Source organism: Streptococcus mitis (assembly GCF_047464035.1).
GTDB lineage: Bacteria > Bacillota > Bacilli > Lactobacillales > Streptococcaceae > Streptococcus > Streptococcus mitis_DX.
The window spans coordinates 54,350-80,703 of sequence record NZ_JASHCQ010000003.1 but is presented as its reverse complement, the minus strand read 5'-3'; the positions used below and the strand labels follow the sequence as shown (position 1 = coordinate 80,703).

The 26,354-nt window shown below is 39.0% G+C and carries 23 protein-coding genes; 7 read left to right on the top strand and 16 right to left on the bottom strand.

Going from position 1 to position 26,354, the window contains the following annotated elements:
* Positions 1–165: 165 nt before the first annotated feature.
* Together QM818_RS02100 and QM818_RS02095 are read right to left on the bottom strand one after the other, a co-directional pair.
* Positions 166–2,124, bottom strand: coding sequence for a peptide ABC transporter substrate-binding protein (locus QM818_RS02100; protein ID WP_414299849.1), 1,959 nt, complete (start codon positions 2,122–2,124; stop codon positions 166–168).
* A gap of 195 nt (positions 2,125–2,319) precedes the next feature.
* Positions 2,320–3,927 carry a glycoside hydrolase family 13 protein gene (locus QM818_RS02095; RefSeq protein ID WP_414299848.1) on the bottom strand — a complete coding sequence of 536 codons (1,608 nt, stop codon included), beginning with the start codon at positions 3,925–3,927 and terminating at the stop codon, positions 2,320–2,322.
* Between the two features lie 152 nt (positions 3,928–4,079).
* Here QM818_RS02095 and QM818_RS02090 point away from each other — a divergent pair, with 152 nt between their 5' ends.
* The gene (locus QM818_RS02090) at positions 4,080–5,564 is read left to right on the top strand and encodes a DUF1846 domain-containing protein (RefSeq protein ID WP_414299847.1); all 1,485 of its coding nucleotides are present in this window, start codon (positions 4,080–4,082) and stop codon (positions 5,562–5,564) included.
* Between the two features lie 94 nt (positions 5,565–5,658).
* Positions 5,659–6,141 carry an S-ribosylhomocysteine lyase gene (locus QM818_RS02085; protein WP_023946639.1) on the top strand — a complete coding sequence of 161 codons (483 nt, stop codon included), beginning with the start codon at positions 5,659–5,661 and terminating at the stop codon, positions 6,139–6,141.
* A 58-nt stretch (positions 6,142–6,199) separates the two neighbouring features.
* Here QM818_RS02085 and QM818_RS02080 read toward each other — a convergent pair whose 3' ends face one another.
* The 5 genes from QM818_RS02080 to rsmH all read right to left on the bottom strand — a co-directional run bounded on the left by QM818_RS02080 (position 6,200) and on the right by rsmH (position 13,155).
* Positions 6,200–8,305: an ATP-dependent Clp protease ATP-binding subunit gene (locus QM818_RS02080; RefSeq protein ID WP_414299846.1), complete on the bottom strand. Its 2,106-nt coding sequence runs from the start codon at positions 8,303–8,305 to the stop codon at positions 6,200–6,202.
* A 334-nt stretch (positions 8,306–8,639) separates the two neighbouring features.
* Entirely contained in the window at positions 8,640–9,620 is a 981-nt protein-coding gene (gene mraY / locus QM818_RS02075; RefSeq protein ID WP_265494138.1) for a phospho-N-acetylmuramoyl-pentapeptide-transferase, read from the bottom strand.
* A gap of 1 nt (position 9,621) precedes the next feature.
* A complete protein-coding gene (gene pbp2x / locus QM818_RS02070; protein ID WP_414299845.1) occupies positions 9,622–11,874 on the bottom strand; it encodes a penicillin-binding protein PBP2X in 2,253 nt (750 codons plus the stop codon).
* A 3-nt stretch (positions 11,875–11,877) separates the two neighbouring features.
* Positions 11,878–12,195 (bottom strand): cell division protein FtsL, encoded by a 318-nt coding sequence (ftsL, locus tag QM818_RS02065; RefSeq protein ID WP_000227824.1) that lies wholly within the window; start codon positions 12,193–12,195, stop codon positions 11,878–11,880.
* Between the two features lie 9 nt (positions 12,196–12,204).
* Positions 12,205–13,155, bottom strand: coding sequence for a 16S rRNA (cytosine(1402)-N(4))-methyltransferase RsmH (gene rsmH, locus QM818_RS02060; RefSeq protein WP_414299844.1), 951 nt, complete (start codon positions 13,153–13,155; stop codon positions 12,205–12,207).
* A gap of 166 nt (positions 13,156–13,321) precedes the next feature.
* Between rsmH and QM818_RS02055 the strand changes: the two genes are divergently transcribed.
* The 5 genes from QM818_RS02055 to QM818_RS02035 are packed head-to-tail and all read left to right on the top strand — an operon-like array spanning position 13,322 to position 15,489.
* Positions 13,322–13,516 carry a helix-turn-helix transcriptional regulator gene (locus tag QM818_RS02055; protein WP_001082472.1) on the top strand — a complete coding sequence of 65 codons (195 nt, stop codon included), beginning with the start codon at positions 13,322–13,324 and terminating at the stop codon, positions 13,514–13,516.
* Positions 13,517–13,531: 15 nt separating this feature from the next.
* Entirely contained in the window at positions 13,532–14,074 is a 543-nt protein-coding gene (locus QM818_RS02050; protein WP_020902170.1) for a DUF3278 domain-containing protein, read from the top strand.
* 10 nt (positions 14,075–14,084) lie between these two features.
* On the top strand, positions 14,085–14,411 hold the full coding sequence (locus tag QM818_RS02045) for a hypothetical protein (RefSeq protein WP_153199615.1): 327 nt from the start codon (positions 14,085–14,087) through the stop codon (positions 14,409–14,411).
* A 26-nt stretch (positions 14,412–14,437) separates the two neighbouring features.
* Positions 14,438–15,016, top strand: coding sequence for a DUF3278 domain-containing protein (locus tag QM818_RS02040; protein ID WP_247939360.1), 579 nt, complete (start codon positions 14,438–14,440; stop codon positions 15,014–15,016).
* On the top strand, positions 15,013–15,489 hold the full coding sequence (locus tag QM818_RS02035) for a glutathione peroxidase (RefSeq protein ID WP_414299843.1): 477 nt from the start codon (positions 15,013–15,015) through the stop codon (positions 15,487–15,489). Before QM818_RS02040 ends, QM818_RS02035 begins: the two co-directional genes overlap by 4 nt.
* A gap of 143 nt (positions 15,490–15,632) precedes the next feature.
* Here the strand turns inward: QM818_RS02035 and QM818_RS02030 are convergent, their stop codons facing one another.
* From QM818_RS02030 to QM818_RS01990, 9 genes are all read right to left on the bottom strand, one after another.
* Positions 15,633–15,926, bottom strand: coding sequence for a DUF5960 family protein (locus QM818_RS02030; protein WP_254754081.1), 294 nt, complete (start codon positions 15,924–15,926; stop codon positions 15,633–15,635).
* Positions 15,919–16,281, bottom strand: coding sequence for a hypothetical protein (locus QM818_RS02025; protein ID WP_254754080.1), 363 nt, complete (start codon positions 16,279–16,281; stop codon positions 15,919–15,921). The genes QM818_RS02030 and QM818_RS02025 overlap by 8 nt, the downstream gene beginning before the upstream one ends.
* A complete protein-coding gene (locus QM818_RS02020; protein WP_414299842.1) occupies positions 16,278–17,693 on the bottom strand; it encodes a Y-family DNA polymerase in 1,416 nt (471 codons plus the stop codon). Before QM818_RS02020 ends, QM818_RS02025 begins: the two co-directional genes overlap by 4 nt.
* Before the next feature lie 3 nt (positions 17,694–17,696).
* Positions 17,697–18,383, bottom strand: coding sequence for an XRE family transcriptional regulator (locus QM818_RS02015; protein WP_414299841.1), 687 nt, complete (start codon positions 18,381–18,383; stop codon positions 17,697–17,699).
* 370 nt (positions 18,384–18,753) lie between these two features.
* Positions 18,754–20,226: a peptide MFS transporter gene (locus tag QM818_RS02010; RefSeq protein ID WP_414299840.1), complete on the bottom strand. Its 1,473-nt coding sequence runs from the start codon at positions 20,224–20,226 to the stop codon at positions 18,754–18,756.
* A gap of 591 nt (positions 20,227–20,817) precedes the next feature.
* Positions 20,818–23,031 carry a glycoside hydrolase family 31 protein gene (locus tag QM818_RS02005; protein ID WP_254754076.1) on the bottom strand — a complete coding sequence of 738 codons (2,214 nt, stop codon included), beginning with the start codon at positions 23,029–23,031 and terminating at the stop codon, positions 20,818–20,820.
* Complete coding sequence (locus tag QM818_RS02000) at positions 23,028–23,672, bottom strand: DUF624 domain-containing protein (protein WP_254754075.1); 645 nt, start codon at positions 23,670–23,672, stop codon at positions 23,028–23,030. The genes QM818_RS02005 and QM818_RS02000 overlap by 4 nt, the downstream gene beginning before the upstream one ends.
* 204 nt (positions 23,673–23,876) lie before the next feature.
* A complete protein-coding gene (locus QM818_RS01995) occupies positions 23,877–25,442 on the bottom strand; it encodes a type 2 periplasmic-binding domain-containing protein (protein ID WP_049521062.1) in 1,566 nt (521 codons plus the stop codon).
* A gap of 9 nt (positions 25,443–25,451) precedes the next feature.
* Complete coding sequence (locus QM818_RS01990; protein WP_000870790.1) at positions 25,452–26,348, bottom strand: carbohydrate ABC transporter permease; 897 nt, start codon at positions 26,346–26,348, stop codon at positions 25,452–25,454.
* Positions 26,349–26,354: the final 6 nt, after the last annotated feature.

Below are 26,354 nucleotides of genomic sequence, written 5' to 3'. Positions count from 1 at the left end.
ATTTCATTTTATTATATCATAAAAAAATACACTTGTGAGATAAATCCGCTTAGGTAAGGCGTTTTCATCTTCTTTCCGAAACATTCTTTTTGATTTGCAAACAATTACATCAATAAATTTACTATATAAACATCAAAAAGGTCCCTTACGGAACCTCATTCATCTTTATTTAACATGATTTTCTGCTTCTTTTTGAGCTTTTTCGATTGCTTTTTTACTTTCTTGCTCCCATTTAGTCTTAGCTTCTTCATACTGTTTGGTTGTCACAGTATCTTTTTGCAGTTTCATGTACTTGTAGTTATTGCCATCACCCTTGATGCCGACCAGTGAATAGCCTCTTGTAAATGGCGTTACTTTGGTTACAGATGCTGTACCACCACTTGACATTGCTGACATAATCAGAGAATTGTCAATCATCCAAGCCTGTGCTTCAGCATATTTTTCATAGCGTTTGGCTACATCTTTATTTTCGCTATCTGCATCTTTGAGCATCTTGGTGTAAGTATCAAGTCCCAAGCTAGCAATCTTAGCTTTATCTTCTTGAGCATCTAGACCAAAAATCTTGAGGTAGAATCCATCCTCTGCATTGAAAGGATTAAGATAAGTTGACGGATCTTGGTAGTCACCTACCCAACCATCAAAGTTCAAATCATAGTCACGATCAGCTGGTGTTGGCGCTAAAAAGGCTACATTATTAAAATCATCCGTTGAAAGTTGTTGAACATCAATGACAATGTTATCAGCACCTAAAACCGACTCAAGGGTTTGCTTAACTGAGTTCATGCCTGTCACAGCATTTTTACTAGTCTGATCAACTGCAACATCCAAGTGAATAGGGAAAGTCACACCTTGACTTGCCAATTCTTTTTTAGCTTCTGCAAATTTTGCTTGGGCTTTTTCTTTGTTGAAATAGGCATCCTGAGCATCTGCCAAGTTAATACCTGACCATTCTGTGCCATAGTTGACCAATTTAGAAGCGACTACTTCTCCAAAGGTCTTGTCTCCAACTTGGACAAATGTAGGAGGCACTATGGTGTTACGAAGAGTCTTGCTAGCTGCTTCTTCCCCATTTGACTGAGCAGAATAGGCTGTGCGGTCCAAGGCAAAGTTCACCGCTTGGCGGAAGTTTTTGTTCAAGGCAGCTGTCTCAGTTGACTTCTTCTGCTCATCTGTCGTTTTAGCAGTGTGATTGTAGGCCTTACGATTGACGTTGAAATTGAAATACCAAGAAGTCTTGTCCTGCAAGCTATAGACGATATTATCCTTATATTTCTCCTTGGTCTTAGCAAAGTTAGAACTATTTGGATAAACCCCAGCGATAGAGTAGGCTCCACTTTCAAAGTTACGGATGGTCAATTCTTGGTCTGAACCATCAAAGTAAGCCAATTTTACGTGTTCAATCGATACTTTGTCATGATCATAGTAATGCGGATTTTTCACATACTCGATCGATGATTTTGATGTGAAATCTTTTAACAAATAAGGTCCGCTGTAGAGAATGCTATCTGGAGATAGGGTACCAAAATCTTTCCCTTTTGAGTTTAAAAACTCTTCATTCACTGGGAAAAGAATACTGTTGGTTGTTTTTGAGTTCCAGTAAGGTTCTGGGCGTGCCAAAGTATACTCAACAGTATGGTCGTCAATGGCCTTCACCCCAACCTTAGAAAAGTCAGAATCCGCTCCTGTAATATAATCATTCAAGCCCTTGATTGAGTTTTGAATCAAGTCAATAGCCTGGGATTTATTATCCACTGCGTACTTGATACCTGTCACAAAATCTTGTGCCTTGACTGGGGCGTACTCTTCACCGTCAGCCGTGAACCATTTGGCATCTTTTCTCAGTTTGTAGGTATAAGTCAGACCGTCGCTTGAAACAGACCAGTCTTCTGCCAAAGATGGAACTAGGTTTCCGTGATTGTCATTTTCAAGCAAACCATCAACTAGGTTAGTAATAATAGCTGTATTATCAGCATAGTAGTCTAATAAATAGTTAAATGTAGTTGGATTTCCACTAAAGGTTGATGAGTAAGTTTTTGTATCTGAACCTGATTGCCCGCAAGCAGTTAAAAGCAAGGCAGCCGCAAAAGTCAGACCTGCACTAAGGATACGCTTTTTTGTATTCATCTTCTTTCTCCTTTATGTTAGTTTTTGTAACATAAGTTTATTTTACCAAAATAGTGGGAATTTGTAAAGTTAATTGAATTTTGAGAATGAAAGTTTATAAATCTTAGCCATAAAAAAACAAAGGATTTCTGCCTTTCATACAGTCCTCCCTTGTTTTTATACGATTTCATTTTTAAATTTTTCTGTAAAAAAGGTTTATAGTAATTCCACACAGAAAGCATCCCATGGAGCTAAGATTTGTTTTTCAAAGACTTCCTGAGCCACGGTGTTTTCAATCAAGACCGATTTGACGTTTCCTTCTACGGTCAAGTCTTGCTCTTCATTGGACAAGTTAGCGACGACTAGGAAGCGACGGTCACCATCTTTACGGATATAAGCAAAGACCTTATCAGCAGTTTCAAGCAATTCAAATTCAGCTCGAATCAGCCAGCTATTCTCCTTACGGATTTGAACCAGTTTCTGATAGGTATAGAAAATAGAATCTGGATTTGCCAGTGCTTCTTGAACGTTGATTGCTTTATAATTTGGATTCACTGCCAACCAAGGTTGACCTGTTGAGAAACCAGCGTTTTTGCTCTCGTCCCATTGCATAGGCGTACGGGCATTATCACGTCCAATGACACGGATACTGTCCATGATTTCGTCCATCGGAACACCTTTTTCAAGAGCTTCACGCGCATAGTTGAGGGATTCAATATCTTCTACTTGGTCCAGCGTTTCAAACGGATAGTTGGTCATCCCAATCTCCTCGCCTTGGTAGATATAAGGTGTCCCTCTCATGAGATGAAGCAAGATTGCAAAGGCTTTGGCAGATTTTTCGCGGTATTCTTGGTCATTTCCCCAGATTGAGAGGATACGAGGGAGATCATGATTGTTCCAGAAGAGCGAATTCCAACCGTCCTCAACTCCTAACTCTGTCTGCCATTTGTTGAAGATTTCTTTTAACTTAGGGATATTCAGCTCTTTTTGATAGTGCCATTTAGGTTGCCCTTCCTGATACTGAAGACCGATATGTTCAAACTGGAAGACCATAGACAATTCTTGCCCCTTTGGATCAGAGTAGAGCTTAGCGATCTCTGGAGTTGCTCCCCAAGTCTCTCCTACTGTCAAGAGATTCTTATCTCCAAAGGTCGCCTGATTCATCTCCTTGAGATAAGGGTGGAGCATAGGACCATTATTGACTACTTTCTCGTCAGGAATTTTCCCAATCATGTCAATGACATCCATGCGGAAACCACCAATGCCTTTATCAATCCAGAAGTTCATCATCTCATAAATTTTCTGACGAAGTTTTTCATTTTCCCAGTTAAGATCCGGCTGTTTCTTACTGAAAAAGTGGAGATAGTATTGACCTGACTTTTCATCATATTCCCAAGCAGATCCACTAAAGATAGAATCTAGGTCGTTGGGTTCATCTCGCCAGATATAGTAGTCTCGCTCAGGGCTGTCAGGATTTTCACAGGCCTCGACAAACCAAGCATGCTCATCTGAAGTATGATTGACCACTAAGTCCATGATGATACGAATATCACGTTTCTTAGCTTCCGCGATCAGTTGGTCCATATCCTCCATGGTCCCGAAAATAGCCGCAATCGCTTGATAATCAGCAATATCATAGCCATTATCATCCATAGGACTGTCATAAACTGGAGAAAGCCAAATCGCTGTAATTCCTAACTTGGCTAGATAGTCTAACTTACTGGTAATTCCTGGCAAATCGCCAATTCCATCTCCGTTGCTATCCATAAAGCTCTTAGGATAAACTTGATAGACTACGGCATTGTGCCACCATTTTTCTTGCATCTTCTTACCTCATTATTTTAATAATCTACAGTCTATGATAGCGCTTTTCAGATTTTTATGCAAGCGTTTGCCTAATCTTTTTGATTCCTTTTTTAACTCCATAGTTTCCTAACTTCCATTTTTTTATTATAATAGAGGTCAGAGGTAAAAAAATGAAAAAACAAGCTTTTAGTTCTGAACGATATTTGAATCTACAGCGCGACCACATTTTGGAGCGTATTAACCAATTTGACGGCAAACTCTACTTGGAGTTTGGTGGCAAAATGTTAGAAGATTTTCACGCTGCTCGTGTTCTTCCTGGTTATGAGCCTGACAACAAAATCAAGCTCTTGCAAGAATTGAAAGAGCAAGTCGAGGTTGTAATTGCCATTAATGCTAACAACATCGAACATTCCAAAGCACGTGGTGACTTGGGCATTTCTTATGACCAAGAAGTTCTTCGTTTGATTGATAAATTCAATGAATTGGGAATTTTTGTTGGCTCCGTTGTTATCACACAGTACGCTGGCCAACCCGCTGCAGATGCCTTCCGCAATCAACTCGAGAAAAACGGAATTGATTCTTATCTTCATTATCCAATCAAAGGATATCCAACAGATATGGATCACATCATTTCTCTAGAAGGTATGGGGAAAAATGACTACATCAAAACCAGTCGTAACTTGATCGTCGTAACCGCTCCTGGACCTGGTTCTGGAAAATTGGCAACCTGTATGTCCAATATGTACCACGACCAAATCAATGGCATCAAGTCTGGCTACGCTAAATTTGAAACCTTCCCAGTTTGGAATCTTCCCCTTCATCACCCAGTCAATCTGGTCTACGAGGCTGCCACAGCTGACCTTGATGATGTCAACATGATTGACCCTTTCCATCTCCAAACCTACGGAGAAACCACTGTCAACTACAACCGTGATATCGAAATTTTCCCAGTGCTCAAGCGCATGTTAGAACGCATTCTAGGTGAATCTCCATACTCTTCACCGACAGATATGGGGGTCAACATGGTTGGTTTCGCTATTACAGATGATGAAGCTGCTGTCGAAGCTGCTAAACAAGAAATCATCCGCCGTTACTATCAAACTGTCCTTGATTTCAAAGCCGAAAAAGTTGGTGAAGCAGCTGTCAAGAAAATAGAATTGCTTATGAACGATCTTGGCATCACACCTGCAGACCGTAAGGTTGCTGTCGTTGCGCGCCAAAAAGCAGAAGAAACTGGCGGACCAGCCCTAGCCCTTGAATTGCCAAGCGGAGAAATTGTCACTGGTAAGAACTCAGAACTCTTTGGTCCTACAGCCGCTGCCTTGATTAACGCTATCAAGAAATCAGCTAACATTGCTAAAGAAGTAAAACTAATCGAACCTGAAGTTGTTAAGCCAATCCAAGGTCTTAAAATCGATCATCTGGGTAGCCGCAATCCACGCCTTCATTCAAATGAAATTTTGATTGCACTTGCTATCACAGCTACAGAAAATCCTGATGCTGCTCGTGCTATGGAAGAACTTGGCAACCTCAAAGGAAGCGAAGCGCACTCAACCATCATCTTAACCGATGAAGACAAGAATGTCCTTCGCAAATTGGGTATCAATGTAACCTTTGACCCTTACTACCAATACGACCGCTTGTATCGTAAATAAAGATTTCAACCTCTCCAGCCTCGGAGAGGTTTTCTCTCTGACTCAAGAGCCGGCTTTATGTTATAATGAAAGAAGAAAACTGAAAGGATTTACCATGTCAAAAGAAGTTATTGTTGAAAGTTTTGAACTTGACCACACCATTGTTAAAGCACCCTATGTTCGCTTGATTGGGGAAGAAACAGGACCAAAGGGAGACATCATCTCCAATTATGATATTCGTTTAGTGCAACCAAACGAAGACTCTATCCCTACCGCTGGCCTTCACACTATTGAGCACCTCTTAGCCAAGCTCATCCGTACCCGCATCGACGGCATGATTGACTGTTCACCATTTGGTTGCCGCACAGGCTTCCATATGATTATGTGGGGGCGCCACACCAGTGCTGAAATCGCGGCCGTCATCAAGGATTCGCTCAAGGAAATCGCTGAGACTACTACTTGGGAAGACGTCCCTGGAACAACCATCGAATCTTGCGGTAACTACAAGGATCACAGCCTCTTTTCAGCTAAAGAATGGGCAAAATTGATTCTCCAACAAGGAATCTCTGACGATGCCTTTGAACGTCATGTCATCTAATAATAAAAAAGAAACCAGCTTTTGAACTGGTTCCTTTTTTTATTTTCAAAATCTTGATTTAGGCTTTTTCACGAATGACCAAAACACCATCTTCCATGTCAGCTTCTAGGTGTTTAGCATCAAGGTTATCCAAGTGGAAGTCTGTGACTTTGTCACGGATTTGTTGTTCAACCACACGACGGAGTGGACGAACACCCATGATTTCATCGTAGCCTTCCTCAGTCATGTATTCTTTAGCAGCTTCGCTCACTGCCAAGTCAATGTCTTTCTTAGAAAGCGTCTTGTTAACTTCAACCAACATAAGGTCTACAATCTTAGAAAGATCTTCTTTGCTCAAGTGTGAGAATTCGATGACAGCATTGAAACGGTTAAGGAATTCTGGACGGAAGTAAGGTTTCAAACGATCCATCAATTCTGGTTTGTCCGCATCTTCTGTCAAGTTGGCTTCATAGCCAAATCCAGCATTTGAGGTCGCAATAATGACAGTGTTCTTGAAGTTTACTGTATTTCCTTGACCATCTGTCAAACGACCATCATCCAAAACTTGAAGGAGAAGGGTGATGACTTGAGGGTCAGCCTTTTCAATTTCGTCGAGAAGGACGATTGAGTATGGATTGCGACGGACGCGTTCTGTCAAGGTATTGTTGTTGTCATCGTAACCAACATAACCTGCAGTTGTACCAATCAATTTAGATACGGCTGTGCGGTCGCTGTATTCTGACATGTCCAAACGGATGATAGCATCTTTCGTTCCGAACATATCTAGAGCCAATTGTTTAGCCAACTCAGTCTTACCAACACCAGTAGGACCTACAAAGAGGAAGCTACCGATTGGACGGTTACCTTCATCAAAACCAGCACGGTTACGACGGATAGCTTTTGCTACTGCTTCAACGGCCTTATCTTGACCAATAACTTTCGTCTGCAAACGATGACCCATATCTTTCAAACGTTCGATGTCCGTAGCCCCCATTTGAGATACTGGAATACCGGTCATTCGTTCTACAGATTCAGCCACATCGTTGACACTTGCAGTCACTTTCATATCTTCTGTATGGTTTTCGATTTTCTTTTCCAATTCTGCAATGCGTGTTTTATAGTTTAGAGCTGCTTCAAAATCTTCTGCCTCAACTGCTTTTTCTTGCTTGTCTTTTTCTGCCTCAATTTCACGTTCAACAGCATGAACATCTGTTACTGGATGCTGAGCTGCCAAGTGAGCCGCCGTAACATCGACAAGGTCGATAGCCTTATCTGGCAAGCTACGTTGTGGAATATATTGAACAGAGTAATCAACGGCAGCTTTTAAGACTTCATCTGGCAAAATAACATTGTGGTGTTGTTGATAAAGATCTCGAATACCTTGAAGAATCTTGAAAGTATCTTCAGCAGATGGAGCATTGACCTTGACTTCGTTGAAACGACGAGCAAGGGCTGCATTTTTCAAGATAGTATTACGGTATTCATCTTGAGTAGTTGCGCCAATCACTGTCAATTCTCCACGTGAAAGAGCTGGTTTCAAGATATCAGCAAGACCTTTAGACCCTTGACCATCACCTGTGCTACCAGCACCGAGAATTTGGTGAATTTCATCAAAGAAGAGGATAATATTCCCTGCTTCTTTCACTTCATTGACTAGGTTTTGGACGTTTTCTTCAAAGCTACCACGGTATTGAGTACCAGCCTCAAGACCTGAGATATCAATAGAAATAATTTCCTTGTTCTTAATGGCAGCTGGAACATCGCCATTCACAATGGCTTGCGCTAGGCCTTCGACAACGGCTGTCTTACCAACACCTGCGTCTCCAACCAAAACAGGATTGTTTTTGGTACGACGTGAGAGGATTTCAGATGTTTCTTGAATTTCCTTGTTTCGTCCGATAACAGGATCCAGCTTGCCCTCACGTGCTTCTGCTGTCAAGTTTCGACCTAGTTTTGCAAGGACACCGTCTTGTTTCATACCTGAAGACTGTTGTTTCATTTGTCCATCAGTTTCTGCATTTCCTGGCAATTGACCAGTTGCACGATAGTGAGCAAATTCCTCAGGTGTGACTTCACGTCCATTAATCAAGTAACGGCGATTTTCAGAACTATATCCTCGCATACCACCCATCAATTGGTTAAATAAATCATCCATGTTGTTAAAATTATTAAAGTTGTTATTCATATTCTTTACCTCTTTTTGTTATTTATTATTACTGATATTGACTATCTTTGACCTTTGTTTCAAAAAATTTAGACTAGCTAGATTGCTACTCTACGTACTATTTCTGGTTTTTCTTTTTCAAGCAGGAGTAGACTATCTTTACTTCTAAAGATTTCTAGATTAAACATAGACCCCACCTCTTTCTATTTTACTTTAAATAAGTGTTCTAGTAAGGCTTTCATTTACCTTACGTTCATAATATACTACATTAGTCAGAAAAGGTCAAGGGTTTTGACTTTAATTGACCAATATTTTTTAAAAAGCAAAAACACCCTGAAACATCAGGATGCCATTCTTACATCAAATACAAAATTGCTAGGGTCAGGAGACTTGCTAGAAGCCCCACTCCCCAAAAGAAGAAATCAACCTTCCACTCGCTCCAAGGATTTCCCTTACCAGACAATCCTCCAAGCTCAAAATGGTGATGCACAGGCGTCATACGAAAAATACGTTTCCCACCTGTCAGTTTGAAATAACTGACTTGCATCATAACTGAACTTGTTTCAAAGACATAAATAATTCCGATAATCAAGAGAGTCCATTCTTGGTGGAGAGCCATTGAGATAGCTGCCAGCATTCCACCGAGAGCCAAACTTCCCACATCTCCCATAAAGACCTTAGCAGGCTTATGGTTAAAGACAAAGAAACCAAGCAATCCACCAATCATGGCAAGAATCACTAGAAGAATATCCATCTGACCTTGGACATAGGCAATAACTCCATAAGCTGACAAGCTAATCACAACTGAAATGCTAGCTAGACCGTCAATACCGTCTGTCAAGTTCACTGCGTTTGAAAAACCGACTAGCCAGAAAAGAGCGAAGACAATATAGAAAATCCCTAGATGCACTTGGTAGCCAAAGACAGAAAGCATATCTCCACCACGCTCATAGAAAAGGTAGAAAATGACACCACCTAGAAGCTGAAGAGCCAATTTCTGCTTGGGATTTAGCCCCTCATTGATTTTTCGGAAGACCTTGAGGAAGTCATCTAAAAAACCAACCAAGCCATACAAGACCAAAATAAACAAAATCATACCAACATTATTGCTGAGTTGGTTACTAAATAAGGCAAGAAAGAAGGCAACTAAAACAGAAGCAATTAAGAAAACCAAACCTCCCATAGTTGGAGTTCCAGCTTTTGCCTGATGCTGCTTGACATCCTCATGCATCTGCTGGCCTGTAATTTGCGCCTTTCTATAAAATTGGATAAAGGCCGGAATTCCTACTAAAGTTAGTAAAAATGTCACAATTCCAGCACTGATAGAAATAAACATATTAGTCTCCTAAAGTTAATTTAATTTTTTTAATGTTTTTGATAGCTGTATTAGTCCGAACATCTTGCTTTTGAACAACGGAACCTGAGCCTTCAAATTCTAATTTAATATCTAACCATTTGGCAAAGGTCTCAGCAGTCTCTTTTTTCCAACCATACATGTCTGGAATTTCTTCTACCTTATCAGATAAAAGGAGAACTTGTTGGTTAGGTGCTAGATTTTTTCCTTCTTCTACAGAAGACTCTTTAATCTTTGTTCCAGTACCCACAACGATTGGTTGAACAAGGTTACGTCGTAATTCCTCTGCTAAATCACCCGGCGTGTAATCCTTAGTTGCAGGCATTGCATAACTTGTAGTCTTACTAAACTGCTCCAAATTCTTAGCAGTTGACTGAAGATTGAGTGATTCTTTCATAGCTGAGGCTCTTTCAAGAATTGGATTGGCAAACTCTCCAAGTTGAATACCTGAATAATGCTCAGGTTGTTGAACAGTCACATAGAGGATAAAGTCAGGATTTTCCGCTGGGTGCATAGAAACAACTGAGAAAATGTAGTTTGTTGAACCTGTAAGATAACCACCATTTTTCTCATCTGCAATCTGCGCAGTCCCTGATTTAAGGGCCACATTCTGACCCGGAACATTGACAGTTGCCTTGCCTGTACTATGATTATACATAGTTCCATATGTAGGGTCTGTTCCAACCATAACCATGTGGTCACGCGTGACTGATGCCGCTTCTTTCGATACAGGATTTCCGACAACCTCTTTTTGAGATTTACGAACAGATTGGTCATTAGGGTCATAAAGGGCACTGATAAATTTCGGCTCTAACATAACACCATCATTGGCAATGGCTGTAAAAGCACGTAGCATCTGGGTCTGCGTTACAGAAATCCCCTGACCAAATGCACTCATGGCAATATTGACAATATTATCTGCAGGCAATTGACCTGTATACTCATCAGTCAGACCAAAACGCGTCGGCACCCCAAACTTAAAGCGATTGAGATAATCCAGCCAAGTCGCATCTCCCATTTTCTGCTCGAGCAAGGTCATCCCGATATTACTAGAGTGGGCAAAACCTTGAGAAAAGGTCATTGTTCCACCACTCGTCAAACCTTCGTTAACGTCCCAGTCTCGAATGGTTGCATCTGCTATTTTTAATTCACTGCTATTGAAAAATTCCCCACCTGGGAAGGTATTGTTATCAATAGAAGCAGCTAGCGTCATGACCTTCATGGTTGACCCTGGTTCATAGTTACTTTGATAAAGAATATCACGCCAGACAAAGTCCTTAGTGATTCCTTCCTTAGTATCGGCATCAAAGGTTGGTCGTTGCGTTGTTGCGAGAATTTCCCCTGTTTTGGCACTGACCAAGGTCGCCGTCATGTACTTACCCTTTACCTTTTCTAGAAAGGCATTCATCTGGGTTTCCATAAAAGATTGGAGTGGACTAGACAATGTTGTATAGACATCCTTACCATTCACAGTCTTCTGTGATATCTGTTCCGTACCTGGGACGATATTTCCTAAACGATCTTTTTCATAGGTAATAATCCCATCTGTCCCTGCAAGAATAGTATTCAAAGAACTCTCTAAACCAGAAGTTCCTAACAAACTCTTGCTACCATCCTCATTTTCATGAAGTTGGGCTAAACCAATAAAACTAGAAGCAAATTGTCCATTTGGATAGCTTCTGTTAGGGCTAGTTGTAAAGTCAATTCCTTCAACACTAGCCTCTTTTAATTCTTTTTTAATCGCCATCATATTGGCATAGGTAATCCCATTTCCTTTTGCACCAAAAGAAACTTGGGTCAGATTTGGTTGGGCCAGTTGCTCTTTTACATAGGCTTCATCCATATCCAAATATTTATGGAAAACTTCTGCTACTTTATTAAACTGCGAATCCTCTACATAAAGAATTTTTCCCGTTGCTGACTTGTATTTTTTATCAATAACAGCATACACATTATATGAAGTCGCATCTTCAGCGATAGGCACTCCATTTCGGTCATAGATAGTTCCACGCTTAGCAGGAACTGTGCGAGTTGTTTGGTGAACCTTCTTAGCTTCTTTTACCAAATCAGTACCAAATATATTACCTTTTGCGATAATATACGCAAAATTGGCTAAAAAGAGGGCGAAAAGGGCAACAGCTACAAAGCTGAGGTACTTGCCAACTATCCTACGGTTTTTTGCTGGAGATTTACGATTTTTTATCGCAAATCGGGTTATTTTTTCTGTCCATTTCATATCTTACTCCGCTGTTCGGATATTTTCATTATTCAATTTCAAATCTTTTTTATCTGCAATCTCTTTCAAGCGCTCTGAACGAATCAATTCATTCACTTCCTGCTTAGCATCATCGAGCTCTGTCTTCTTTTCCTCTATCTGCGCATTGATTTTTGTTAAATCACTTTGCACTTGCAAGAGTCGTGTCTGCATAAAGATAATGCTCACTGCTAAAACGAGAGCCGTAAAAGCGATGGAAAGATAAAAAGCCTTCTCCACACGTGAGAATTTTTTTATACGATTCTGCAAGAATTGACTGGTTGTTTCTTTCTTATCTACCATTTTTTCCTCTTACTTGTGAATTTTTCTGGCCACGCGCAACTTAGCTGAATGCGAGCGGTTATTGGCTTCTAATTCTTCTGCACTTGGCAAGATTGGCTTACGGGATACCAATTCCATCTTGGGCTTGAGATCATCTGGAATGAATGGTAAACCTTTGGGAACTTCAACCGTTGAAGCATCCTTGAACAATTGCTTGGTTAAGCGGTCTTCTAGTGAATGAAAGGTAATCACTGAAATTCTACCATCTAGAGCCAACATCTCCATAGCCTGCTGGATGGATTCATCTGCCGCTCCCAGTTCATCATTGACTTCAATTCGAATAGCCTGGAAAATCTGCTTGGCAGGATGGCCCTTCTTCTTGAGCTCCTTGGCAGGTTTGGCCGACTTGATAATTTCTGCTAACTCAGTCGTTGTCTCGATTGGCTTGACTTCACGTGCTTGTTCAATCTTACGGGCAATCTGTTTAGAAAATTTATCCTCACCATACTTGAAGAAAATACGAACCAAGTCATGATAGTCATAGTGGTTCACCACTTCATAGGCTGTCAGACTAGCTTCCTGATTCATCCGCATGTCCAGTGGCGCATCCTTTTTATAAGAAAAACCACGTTCACGCTGGTCCAATTGAGGACTAGACACTCCCAAATCATAACAAATTCCATCAATTTCCTGAACACCAGCTTCGCGCAAACGTGCCTGTAAATGACGGAAGTTATCCTTTATAAAAGTCACCATCCCTTTTTCGATATAGGGTGCCAAACGTTTTTGCGCATTGTTAATGGCATTCTGGTCCTGGTCAAAGGCATAGAGATGGCCTTTTTCACTTAATTTACTTAATAAATATTCGCTATGGCCCGCTCCACCCAAAGTCGCATCAACGTAGATACCGTCAGGCTTTACGTCGAGCATATCAATCGTTTCGTGGAGTAAGACCGTTACATGATGAAATTCTTTTGTCATATCTTATCTATTTTACCACAAATCCGACTAGCTTGCACTAGTCAGACAAATAGGTCAAAAACAAGTAAGATTTCTTTAAGAAATATGTCAAATATGCTTGACATTCGCTCTATAGAAGAATATAATATAGTCAAATATATACGACACAAATCAGAAAGGAGAACATATGAATCGTGTGAAAGAATTTCGCAAGGAACTGGGCATTTCCCAGCTCGAACTCGCCAAGGATATCGGTGTCTCGAGACAAACCATCAATATGATTGAAAACGACAAGTACAACCCAACCCTGGAACTTTGTCTCAATCTCGCCCGCAGCCTCCAAACTGACCTCAACAGTCTCTTTTGGGAGGAAGATTTTTAAAAAAGGAGCCAACTTATGAAAAAAGAAACCTTCACTGAAAAACTCATCAAACGCACATACGGCATTTCTGGTCCCCTTGACGAATACAAACGGCGTGAGGCCGATCGTATTGGGAACCAAGTCTTTATCGTTCTTTTTTATCTGATGATTTTCGGAAATCTTATTCCACTCCTTCTGGCCTATAAATACCCTCAAGAAGTGGCTCTAATCTATCCTCCTCTAATTTTAGTGATTGCCCTCATCGCTGCTGGCTATGTCACCTACCAAATGAAAAAAACAGGGATTACAGCTATTGATCCAGATATGCTGAATGAGAAAGAAAGTAAGCAACTACACCACCCAGGTCTGAAAGCAGGTTTGTTCTTTGGTCTATGGATGTTTTTTATAACTCCTCTTCTCCATATACTCATAGGTGAAAGTCCGGACTATTTTAATTCTCTTCTCACTATAAGAAATGGTGTATCAAGCATTCTCGGTTCTATCTTCTTCGGAGCGAGTATACAGTTCCTCATCTCCCGTCGCATTGCAAAAACTAAGAAAGATCAAGATGAGGATTAGGAGGTGCCCTATGAAATCACTAGTGACTTTACTTACCTATCATCTTTTGTTTGCTTCACTGCTCATCTTCATCATCGTTTCAGGGAACTTGCCAATCTACGATATAGTCTTCCTTCCAGTCTTTGTTCCAGCACTCAACAAAGGATTGACTTATCTAAAGATTGACTCCCAAAAAACGCGCATACTCAACTTAGCACTATTCTTTATGATTCTATCCTTACCACAACTGACGCTCATTTCAATCAATTGGAAATATTATATTCTGCTAACTATCGCTATCCTTTCTTCTATTACTTATCTTTATTATCTCTATCAATTCGTAAAAGAAACAAAATAGCATCGTTCATTTAGGAGAAATCACCCATGAAAAAAGAAGACTTAACAACTCGCCTACTTCGAAATTTCTTTCATATCCAAGGGCCTTTTGATGAATGCCGTCAAGAGGTTATCTACAAGGCTTGCGCCCGTTCCATGATCCAAATCTTTTACTCTTCCTTCATTCTCTTCCTATTCTATATTTTGTTCGGAAGCTTTATAGAAATTGTTCGAAATGTTATGCCCTACATCTATTTTGGACTCATTTTGTTCATGAGTATAAAAGCTCAAAAAGCCGTCCAAGAGCTTCATCTTGAAAAGGATGACAAATCAGAAATCATTCTCAAAACCTACAGCAAAGCCCAAATCAAATTCCGAAGCTGGATTGTGTTTATCGGTATTCAGATTGGCTTCTTTACCTTACTCATCTTTCATAAAGTCTTCGTTCAGCAGATGTCCCTTTCAGATTTTGGAAAGTTGCTCATGCAATTCGATAAAAGTGTTCCTTTCCTGATGTATAGCCTGATTATCGGAAGCATTTTTGGAACCCTGACCTACGGATTTCTATCACTACAGGAGGAGAAAACTCCTAAAAATACCAAACAGAAGGAGAAAAGCAAGCAATGACTTCACTATACGATTTTTCAGTCTTGAACCAAGACCATCAAGAAACTCCACTAGAGACCTATCGTGGTAAGGTTCTCTTGGTTGTCAACACTGCTACTGGATGTGGTTTAACGCCCCAGTACCAAGGACTTCAAGAACTCTATGATCGCTATCAAGAACAAGGTTTTGAGATTTTAGACTTCCCTTGCAATCAGTTTATGGGACAAGCACCAGGCAGAGCAGAGGAAATCAACACCTTCTGTAGCCTACATTATCAGACCACCTTCCCACGTTTTGCCAAGATAAAGGTCAACGGTAAGGAAGCAGATCCTCTCTATGTTTGGTTGAAAGAACAAAAATCTGGCCCACTGGGAAAACGAATCGAATGGAATTTCGCTAAGTTTCTCATTGGTCGTGATGGGCAGGTCTTTGAACGCTTCTCTTCAAAAACAGACCCTAAACAAATTGAAGAGACCATACAAAATCTACTATAATTCACAATCTCACTATGATTAGGTCTCCTTCAGCCTAATGAATAGTGAGATTTTTTGATTGGCTTTGACTTAAAAAGAAAAACACCCCATGATATGAAACATGAAGTGTTATAAAAATGATACATTTTACAGCAGATAAGCCTCTACTGACTACTATTTTTAACCCCAGCATATACATAGGTTCTATTTCTAGGACACTCTTTTTCCGTTACTACCCTAAAATAAAAGCGATGCTCCCGCCCATCCTTAGTATTTTCCTTGTTTAAGACAAAGTAGTTCTTCTGATTCATCGCCATAGTTCGTAGGATGTCATCAATCAAGAAAGTCAAGGGCACATTCATGGCAGAATATTTTTGGAAATCCTCTTCGAAACGAATATAGTTATCTGAAAAATAATCCATCTGTAGTTTGTTTTCATACAGCTCTTTTCTAGTCATACACTCCCTCCTCCCACAGCCGAATTTCTAGGATATCTGCAACCTCTATCAACCTATATCCCTCGTTTGTCCTAATAGATAGAGTCTGATGTGATAATTCTCTCACCTCACCGATGATCGTGGTTTTCTGATTCTTTTCCTTGACCACAAAACTTCCCTTCAGTTGGCCAACATAAAGCTGAGAAAGCAAGTGTAGCTTCTCAACTGGGTCCAAATCTATCGAAAAATCAACACGGTTTTTTTCTTCACTGAGCGAACTAGTGTGTTCTGAGAGGTAAAATCCCATCCACTTCTGCATACCTGGATCTTGATAATCTCGCGCGGATTGAAAGGGTAAATAAGAACGATCAATCATTTTAATCCATCTAATCCTCCAGCAGAATGTCCCCCAATCAGCTTGCTTCTGGCAAGACTCCTAGAGGCTTCTTCCAGTGCATTGGCTTTTAAGAGTGAAGTGAAACCAAATTGTTCCCGAATAGAGTCAATAGCCGTCTGGAGCCTTTCATCTTTTTCTAACTTGTCAACATCATCAAAGAGAGAGATCAAGCCGAAGGACTCGTCCACAAATCCTGCATAGTTTACTCCGACACTTCTGACCGCTCCTGAAGTATATTTGTTATGAAATAACTTCAAAACATAATCCGTTAAGACAGATGTATTATTGGTAGGCTCGACCTTCATTTGTGTGTGAATAGACGGCCTGACCTCCTGTTTAGAGAAACCAAGATAGATAGAAACAAGAGTTGTTTTCTTACCCGCCCTTCTTAGTCTAATAGCTACCTGCTCAGCCATTTCCCGGAGAATAATTTCAATATCTCGTAGCTTCACGTAGTCTCTCGGCAAGATTTGAGAATTCCCCAAGCCCTTGGATTGGGCTTTATAGGGCTTATGAACATTGCTCTCATCAATTCCATTAGCATGAAACCACAAACGAAGACCAGCCTGACCCAGAGCTTTCTTTAGCTGGTCTGGATTACTGGTGGCCAATTCCTTGATGGAAAAAATCCCCAGAGCATGCAAGCGTTTCTCCATCCGTCTGCCAATTCCCCAAAAATCCGTCATCTTAGGGATTGCCCAGACCTTCTCTTCCACATCCTGGTAAGACCAGTTGGCCCTCATAGTCGGAGTGTGCTTAGCCTCATTATCCAGAGCCAACTTGGCCAGTAAGGGATTGGCATTGGACATACCTACTGTAGAGTAAATCCCTGTCTGCCTCCAAATATCCCTCTGAATGCGAGCAGAAAGCAGATCCAGCTTGTCTTTACGGGATAGACTCTTATCTGGGATGAAATAGTTAAGCGAACTAGTCAAGTCAATAAAGCCCTCATCAATCGAGTAGGGATAAATATCATCTGGGCTGCCATAGTTTTGAAAGATTCGCTGGATTTTCATATTGACTGCGATGTATTCATCCATCCTAGGAGGCACAATCAAGGTCACCTGAGCCCAATCTTCGATGTAGCGAATATAGTCTGAGTCGGTCGGCAACCCTTGCTTTCGAGCATTGTAATAGGAAAATTTACGTGTTTTGATGTCAAAAGGCAAATCATAGGCCCGACCAACATTTGACTTGCCAAAAATCTTCTTAAACAAGGGAGAAGAGGCAAGGATAAGACCGGTCGAATTATCCGCGCGACTCATGACACAAAGTGAGGTCTTCAGCGGATGCAAGCCCCTTTTCACACACTCAACACTGGCATAAAAGGATTTCATATCGACAAAGGCAATGTCACTTTTGGGCTCTCTGGAATAATCAAAATAGCCCATAGGCTAGCCCTCCATTGGCACAAAGTTCCCAACAATAATCCCCACAATCCGAGGATCTTCCTCATAGGAGATAAAAATATCCTTGTATTTAGGATTGATAGAGACCAGACGCAAGCCATCTTCCTCTCGATAGACCCGTTTGATATAGGTCTGGTTGTTGCAAACCACTGCATAAACCGCCCCGTCATAGTCAAATCCCGTCTCTCGAATCAGTGCCACTGAACCATTTTGGTATTTAGGTTCCATGGAGTCCCCAGATACCCAGGATGCAAAGTCATGGGCCAACTCCTCATTAAAGTAAACCGTATCAAAATTCTGATCATCGTAGACTGAAGCTCCAATCCCTGCTGACATGCGCTCATAAACACGGTACTCGTAGAGACGCTCTGGCATGGGGGCCACTTTCTGGGCTTGCTCCTCTTGAGATAGGTTGCGAGCATAGAGAACAACCTTCTCCTTCCCTTTCTTGGAGAGGCTATGGTAGAGACGGACAATCTCGATCTGAGTAAAATATCCTTTGGGTACCTTTAAAATATTCTCTAACTGAGTAACTTTCTCCTGGGACGGTTCCTTGACCCCACGTTCCCAAGCCGAGTAAGCCTGAAAACTAATCCCAAGTTGCTCTGCAATTTCCTTCTGTGTCAGTTTTAACTCTTTTCTCCGAGCCTTTAATTTTTCTGGCTGATACATACTTCACCTCCTATTATGATACTTTAATGGACATTATCTCCCTTAGAAAGACTAATCGATGCTTGAATTCAGATTTTTAAAACTCAACCAATACGGTTTAGTTTTATTATATAAAAAAAGTGAACAAATGTCTACTAGGAATATCAGAAACATCGTGAGTTTTATACTCAATGAAAATCAAAGAGCAAACTAGGAAACTAGCTGCAGGCTGTACTTGAGTACGACAAGGCGACGTTGACGCGGTTTGAAGAGATTTTCGAAGAGTATTAATCAAACTAAAAGGACCTAGCCCTACACAATACAGAACTAAATCCTTTGAATAAATAATTGATCTAACTTTTAGAATCCCTACAGAAATTTCAATGTTTCTCTATTTGATACCAGACATTAGTTTTTCAATACGTGGAACGTAGAAGAGTAAGATAATACTGAATACAATCGTAATTCCTCCAACAATTCCATAGTAAGCAACTTCAGTTTCGCTTGTATAAAATTTTACAATTTGAGCATTGATAGCTTGGGCAGCTGCATTACTCAAGAACCAGATAGACATCATTTGTGCTTGGAAGGATTTTGGTGCTAACTTAGTAGTGACTGATAGACCAATCGGCGAAATCAGCATTTCTCCCACAATCACAATAGCCCAACTCATAATCAACCAGAGAGGACTGACCTTAACATCTGTCCCAAAGAGCATCCCTGGTAACATCATCCACAAGAAGGATAAACCTGCCGCAAATAAACCGTAAGCAAATTTCTTAGAAGAGGATGGTTGCTTTTTACCCATTTTCCCCCACAACCACGCAAAAATCGGCACATAAATCATAATGAAAAGGGGATTGATACTTTGGAAAAAGCTAGATGGGAAATGAATCTGATTCCCAAATACATTAAAATAAAGTCGAGTTTGATCATCCGCAAATAGAGCGAGAACAACAGACCCCTGCTCCTCAATAGACCAGAAGAGTACTCCAGCGATAAATAGAGGAATGTAAGCAAATACTCGGGATCTCTCAGTGGCAGTTATTTTCTGACTAGATAAAATCTTGAAGAAATAGTAGATTGGAATAATTACAGCAATCACTGTAAAGATATTAACAATCATATCCACATTAAACTGGTGAGTAAAGACTAAACCTATAACCACGAGAATAACTACGACAAGTGCAATCAGCAAACGTTTAATCAAGGTCTGCTGGTCCTTCTGTGAAAGGGGATCAGTGGGGTAAAGGCTTGATTCAGGCAGGTATTTCTTCCCATCCAAAACATACTTCACCAGGCCAAAGAACATCCCAATAGCAGCTAATGAGAAACCTAGATGGAAATTGACTTCCTGACCTAGATAACCCACTAGATAAGGGGCAACGAAGGCACCTAAGTTAATACCAAAGACAAAGATACTAAAACCTGCATCCCGTCTATCATCCTCTTTCTCATAAATTCCCCCAACCATATCTGAGATATTGGGTTTTAAAAATCCAGTTCCAAAGATAATCAAGGCAATAGAAAGATAGAGAGCCACTTGTCCAAAAGGTGTTGCCAAAGCAATATGCCCTAGCATAATCAGAATCCCACCGTAAAAGACGGTCTTACGGCTTCCTAAAATACGGTCACTGACAAAACCACCGACAACCGAGGATAAAAATACCAGCGAGCCATAAATCGCCATAACCGATGCAGCTGTGGTCTTATCCATCCCCAACCCACCATCTTGTACACTATAGTACATATAGTAAAGTAGGATAGCTCGCATCCCATAGTAAGAAAAGCGCTCCCACATCTCTGTAAAGAAGAGGGTGGACAAGCCCATAGGATGTCCAAAAAATGTTTTCTGTTTTTCCATATATATTCTCCTTTAACGATATAATAATTCATTTTACAGAATTTTCAAACAAATGTCAAACAAATTATGTTTTTTTAGAAAATTTTCTGAAAAATCTATTTAGATAAGTTCCTACTTTATCCTCAATTAAAAAATATCAGATAGAGATCTAATTACTGATTTAGCAAATTAGTGGCATGCTTATCTATAAAATTATATTATCTAACATCAGTGTTCCATTTTTGAATACATTCAAAAGCAAAAAGGGCTAAGTATGAACTCTTGATTTTTATCAAAAAGAAAAGGCGCTAGGACTGAGGAAACAGTTCTAACACCAAAACTAAAAAAATTTCAATTGCAGCATAGCACAGGAAGTGTTTTTTTGCGCTTTTTTACTGTCTTTTTCAAATAAAAGGAAAGGACGAAATGTGTCCTTTCTCAAGCTTAGCTTTTCTTCACCCCACTACAGTTGACAAAGAGCCACTTATCCTCTCCAGTAAACAAAAAACATCCCTATGCCAAACTTGTAATTACTAAAATACAAGTCAATAAGCATAGAGATGTAAAACTGTTACACATTAAATAATAGAAATTGTGTACGAAATGTCTCAATTAGTTTTCGCTAGTAAATATCATTTCCAACAAACGCCCTCTCAATTCCTTATCCTGATGATGCAAGATATTCATTAACTCATGAGAGTTTTTCGCATTGATGGATTGATTTAACAATCTATCTTTTAATTCATATGGAAGAGAAGCCGTCTTTAGTAGTCTAAAAACTTCATCATTTAGATATGGCATTTTATTTTCTTTGCATTCAAATCTAGCTGTATCATTCTTATTTGGCAATTCAATGATAGACACATTCGTTCCTTTAAAATGAATTCTATGCCTTCTATTGCTTGGAACGATACTAGAATCTCCTTGCAATGCTAACTCTACCATTCCCATTTCCCAATCAATTGATAATCTTGTTTTATATCTTTGACCATTTTGGTCTTCAATCATTTCAAAAGAATGTTGTTTGCCTGGGAATACATACCAATCTACAACTTCAGGTAAATCAACACCCATATCTATCTCAGAACCAACCAAGGGAATGATTGCACCACTTTTTGCAAACACAGGTATCGTCGAAATGTCTCTATAAACACTCAACTTCACACCACCTGTATATTTTTTCTCTGAAAAGAAGTCATACCATTCACCTTCAGGGAACCATACATCTACTTTTGCAGATTGGAATGCCAAATCCATCTTTTCTACAACGGGAGCCACCATCAGTTCTGTTCCAAAAAAGTATTGGTTTGGAACATTATAGCTCTCATCATTCTCTGGGTAGAAATAGTACATTGGGCTGATTAATGGGGCGCCTTCCTCATGTGTCTTTACATTCATGGTGTATAGATATGGAATCATCTGATGTCTCAAACGAAGGTAATTCTTCATAATCTTAGATGTTGTTTCTGAAAAAAACCAAGGTTCTTTACTATTGAAAGGACTTCTAGAACTATGTAATCGAGTAATCGGACTAAAAACACCAAACTGTAGCCATCTAGTTTGTAGCTCTTCGTCATAATCCCCCAACATGTGTCCACCGATATCATGACTCCACCAACTATAACCGATATTAGATGCTGTCGCTGTAAAATAAGGTTGAAATCTTAAGGAATTCCAACTAATAATAGTGTCCCCTGAAAAACCAACAGGGTAGCGGTGACTACCAGGACCTGCATATCTTGATAAAATCAAGCCACCTTCTGAATGTTTACAACTATCCTGATAGTGATAATGGTTTAAAAGCCATAGTGGATCCAACATGCCTTGTGTCCCTTGTTGCCAGTCAATCCACCAAAAATCTACTCCTTGCTTTTCTAGCTCATAATGAACATCTTTAAAGTAGGCTTCCCTAAAGGATGGATTGAAAAAATCAAAAATGGCTGGTTCTTCTAGTTCTACATTTAATCCCAATCGTTTGGCGACTCGAGGATAAGCTTCCTCATAAGCCCGTATACCATCAGCAGGGTGGACATTTAAGGAGAGTTTTAACTTTCTATCATGAAGTTGTTGCAATAACTGTTCTGGATTTGGTATTAAGTTTCTATTCCAACTATAGCCTGTCCAACCACTTCCAAAACGAGTTGGAATGTCAGTTATATGCCAATCCATATCTAAAACACCGATAGATAATGGAATTTTCTCTGTTTTAAATCTGTCTATTAAATTCAAGTATTCATCCGACGTATAAGGCCAATACCTACTCCACCAATTGCCTAAAGCATATCTTGGCAACAAGGGTGTTGAACCAGTCAAATGGTAAAAGTCTCTGATTGCTCCTCTATAATCATGCCCATAGGCAAAGAAATAGAGGTCAATTTGATTTTCTCTCTCAATATAACCAGATTGTTCATCCCAAATAAATCCTTGAGAATCATCCAGTAAGGCAATGCCATTTCGACTAATAATTCCATCTTCTAATGGGATTGCGCCGTCTGCCTTATCAAGAGTCCGAGCTGTTCCTTTTAACGTTTCAATAGATTCACCAAAATACCAGCGACTACCATATACGGCAAAATTTCCTTTTAATTCTATAAATAAATTTTCGGCGTTAAATTCTCCTTTATTAAAGTGCAAATGAAAATAGTCCGTCATAATATCTAGTACGTTTGATGTCTCGATATAATCTAACGAAACTTGGCCAAAATCTCTATTATAGATAAGTTGTGTCGTTCTATCCTCAAAACTTCCAGTTTGAGAGTATTCTAACCTTACTAACTTGTCTGTTAATACAGAGATTCGATAAAACTCTCCCTTAAAAATTTTCAATTTGTTTCCCTCCTCTTATTAAATCTCTTTACTTTATCAAACATTTTATTCGTTACCATTACATTCATCAATCCACAAAAAGCAAATCCTCCAAATGTAAATACGTAAATAGCTGTTAAAACTCGTTCTGGACTACTAAAACTCATATACAGTACAGAAATATTAAATAAAACCAAAATGATAGCTTGCATTGGATTTAAAATACAAATTAATACGCTATTTACAATACTATTTTTTAGATTATCTTTAAATAGACCAATATAGGGAAAAACAACACTCATAAAAAGTATTATAACAAATAAAAAGGGCAACACTAACAATAAACTATACTCTGAAAATAAACTTGAATAGCCCCAAAGACAATAGTTCACATATAAAAGTAATTCTATTAGGAGGATAAACAACCAAATAAAAGTTGATTGTTTAAAATTTTGTCTAAAGATCCGAAAATAATGATAAGTAATATCGGTATCTTTACCTTTTAAAATACGATACCACATTGTCGTAAGAGAAGTTAGTGATGCCCCAATTGTAACTATTGGAATACAACTAACAATAAATAGAGTATTTAAAATAATTAAATCTGTCAAAAAAGTTAAAATTCTAACCACTTTTCCATCTAATGAAAATAATTTTTGCATAATATATTCCCCATGAAATCAATCGTCTTAACTCTATATTTTAGAATGTCAGTTGCACAAAAATATTACCTAAATTATTTAAAAAACATTTCCAAATTTCTTTAAAAATTAGAATAAAGGAAGCGAGATAATTTGATGTTATCAGTCTCGCTTCCTGTAATTAGCTAGTCCCTTGTTTATACAACCAAGAGTTCATATAAAGTATTACTCTTTTACTTCTTTTTGGTAACGATTATATGCTTCCTGTTGAATCTTCATAAATTCGTCCAATCCCATATTCTTAAGAGTTTCTTTGTATGAGTCCCATTCTTTTTCTATGCCACCTTCAACTACCCATTTAGATGCTTGTTGTTTGACATAAGATTCAATACTCACATAGATTGATGATAATTTGTTAAGCTCTTCTTGTGAATAAATCACATTAGGGTAAGCTGGCAACGCAAATTGTTTCAAATCTTGGTCCATCTTCAATTTCAATCCATCACCTTGTGTTTGATCGATTTCTACGCGACTATTGATATCATCGCTTACGTATTTAGGTCCAAAATCTCGAAGTGAATTAATCCATGCATACTCATCGGCTGATTTACCATCTTTAGGAGGTAACACTTTAAACTTATCACCATTCTTTTCAGTAGCTATTCCAAATGATCCATAGAAATTCTGAATACTTGCTTCATCTGTATATAATTTATCCAACCATTTCAATAATTTAGCAGGGTTTTTGCTCTTATTTGTAATCAAAATTTCATTTCGACCATAGTTGTAATGATCTGGATCAGAAAAGACATATTGTTTACCATCCATACCTTTTAAAGCAGGTAGAGCAATATATTCACTTGAATGTAAGCCAAACGTTGCATCTGCTGTCCAACCACTAGAAACACCTACTCTAGATACTCCCTTATCCATACGTTTTGCTACACTCATAGAGGTATCTTCTGTAAAGATTTCCGGATCAATCAAACCTTTTTTATAAGATTCGTGCATTGCTGCAATCCCTTGTTTATAACTTTCTTCTGTACGAAGGTAGACTGGTTTTCCATCTTTTACAGACATTTCATATGTATTATCTGCCCCTAAACGATTATTGAACGGAAGAATATATGAGAATGTTGGATCAAAGTTTCCTGCTCCGAATGGAATTTCATCAGAAGCGTCTCCATTTCCGTTCGCATCTTTATCCTTAAATTCTTGTAGTACTTTTACTAAATCATCATAAGTTTCTGGAACCTTTAATCCTAAATTATCCAGCCACTTTTTATTAATAAATAGCTGATTAGCTACAGTAGGACGCATCGGTAATTTTTTAGGTAGACTGTAGATATGACCATCTGGTGAAGTAATCATAGCTTTAATCTTAGGTTCTTTCTCCATAGCCTTAGTTAAATTTGGCATGTTTTCTTTGATTAAATCTTCCAATGGAATAAATAAAGATTGGTTCTGAGCAATTTCTGAATCTGTAAAAGCATTTGAACCTAAAAATGCATCTGGTAAATCTCCACTAGCAACCAAAACAGATTTCTTATCTGCCCAATCTGCGGCTACAAGTGTATCCCATTTAACATCGATACCTGATTCCTTGGCAGAATCTGTTAGAAAACCTTTGTGATAATCTTCTCCCCAGTCAGACCAACGAACAGTTGTGATTTTATAAGAATCTTCTCCAGACTTATCGTCCTTATTCGCATTATTGGAATTTGCACAGGCTGTTAAGCCAGCAAGTGTAACGGTTCCTAAGAACAAATATGTAAATGATTTATTTTTCATGTTTTTCTCCTATTCCTTCAACGCGCCAATCATTACGCCTTGATTAAAATATTTTTGAACAAAGGGATATAGCAACATTATCGGAGCGGTTGAAATAACAATTGCTGCATATTTCATCATATCGGCTTTGATACGAAGATCTGATGCAACTTCTCCTGTTGCTTGCGATTGTAACATTTGATTACTAATTAGTAAACGTCGTAAAATTAATTGCAATGGTTGTAAATTTTCATTCGTTAAATAAATTAAAGCATTAAACCACGAATTCCAAATACCAACTGCAGTCCAAAGTCCAATAACTGCTATAATAGCTTTTGATAAAGGAACGACTATCTTAATAAAATAACGAATTGTACCACAGCCATCAATTTGCGCAGCCTCCCACATCCCATCTGGAATACTATTATTAAAGAAAGTTCTAGCAACAATAATATTGTATGATGAAACTGCAAAAGGTATTACCATTACCCAAAATGTATCAATTAGGCCAACATTCTTTACTGTTAAGTAGGTAGGAATCAAACCACCTGATACAAACATAGGGATTATGTATAGAATGCTCATCCACTTTCTACCAACTAATTCTTTTCTAGATAAAGCATAACCAGCTGGAATATTGACTACTAAAGCAACTAAGGTACCAACAACAGTATATAAAATGGTATTTAGATAGCTACGCAAAAATAAAGGTTGTTGAATAAGACGTAAATATCCATCTAATTTCCATTCTCTAGGAATAAACCATACCTTCCCATTTGCAACATCTGAAGGATTACTAAAAGATGCAATCACTACAAACCATAACGGATAAACAATTAACAGGATAAGGAAAATTGCTAAACCATAGGTAACTATATCAAATAATAATTCAGAGTTCGTTTTTCTTGATTTATGAAACCATTTCACCTTGAG

Coding starts and splice junctions, on each gene's coding strand:
- QM818_RS02020 (WP_414299842.1), bottom strand. CDS start 17,693: ATGGGCTATTTTGATTATTCCAGAGAGCCCAAAAGTGACATTGCCTTT.
- QM818_RS02050 (WP_020902170.1), top strand. CDS start 13,532: ATGAAAAAAGAAACCTTCACTGAAAAACTCATCAAACGCACATACGGC.
- QM818_RS02035 (WP_414299843.1), top strand. CDS start 15,013: ATGACTTCACTATACGATTTTTCAGTCTTGAACCAAGACCATCAAGAA.
- QM818_RS02095 (WP_414299848.1), bottom strand. CDS start 3,927: ATGCAAGAAAAATGGTGGCACAATGCCGTAGTCTATCAAGTTTATCCT.
- rsmH (WP_414299844.1), bottom strand. CDS start 13,155: ATGACAAAAGAATTTCATCATGTAACGGTCTTACTCCACGAAACGATT.
- QM818_RS02055 (WP_001082472.1), top strand. CDS start 13,322: ATGAATCGTGTGAAAGAATTTCGCAAGGAACTGGGCATTTCCCAGCTC.
- pbp2x (WP_414299845.1), bottom strand. CDS start 11,874: ATGAAATGGACAGAAAAAATAACCCGATTTGCGATAAAAAATCGTAAA.
- QM818_RS02000 (WP_254754075.1), bottom strand. CDS start 23,672: ATGCAAAAATTATTTTCATTAGATGGAAAAGTGGTTAGAATTTTAACT.
- QM818_RS02015 (WP_414299841.1), bottom strand. CDS start 18,383: ATGTATCAGCCAGAAAAATTAAAGGCTCGGAGAAAAGAGTTAAAACTG.
- QM818_RS02010 (WP_414299840.1), bottom strand. CDS start 20,226: ATGGAAAAACAGAAAACATTTTTTGGACATCCTATGGGCTTGTCCACC.
- ftsL (WP_000227824.1), bottom strand. CDS start 12,195: ATGGTAGATAAGAAAGAAACAACCAGTCAATTCTTGCAGAATCGTATA.
- QM818_RS02080 (WP_414299846.1), bottom strand. CDS start 8,305: ATGAATAACAACTTTAATAATTTTAACAACATGGATGATTTATTTAAC.
- QM818_RS01995 (WP_049521062.1), bottom strand. CDS start 25,442: ATGAAAAATAAATCATTTACATATTTGTTCTTAGGAACCGTTACACTT.
- QM818_RS02045 (WP_153199615.1), top strand. CDS start 14,085: ATGAAATCACTAGTGACTTTACTTACCTATCATCTTTTGTTTGCTTCA.
- QM818_RS02085 (WP_023946639.1), top strand. CDS start 5,659: ATGTCAAAAGAAGTTATTGTTGAAAGTTTTGAACTTGACCACACCATT.
- QM818_RS02040 (WP_247939360.1), top strand. CDS start 14,438: ATGAAAAAAGAAGACTTAACAACTCGCCTACTTCGAAATTTCTTTCAT.
- mraY (WP_265494138.1), bottom strand. CDS start 9,620: ATGTTTATTTCTATCAGTGCTGGAATTGTGACATTTTTACTAACTTTA.
- QM818_RS02090 (WP_414299847.1), top strand. CDS start 4,080: ATGAAAAAACAAGCTTTTAGTTCTGAACGATATTTGAATCTACAGCGC.
- QM818_RS02030 (WP_254754081.1), bottom strand. CDS start 15,926: ATGACTAGAAAAGAGCTGTATGAAAACAAACTACAGATGGATTATTTT.
- QM818_RS02100 (WP_414299849.1), bottom strand. CDS start 2,124: ATGAATACAAAAAAGCGTATCCTTAGTGCAGGTCTGACTTTTGCGGCT.
- QM818_RS02025 (WP_254754080.1), bottom strand. CDS start 16,281: ATGATTGATCGTTCTTATTTACCCTTTCAATCCGCGCGAGATTATCAA.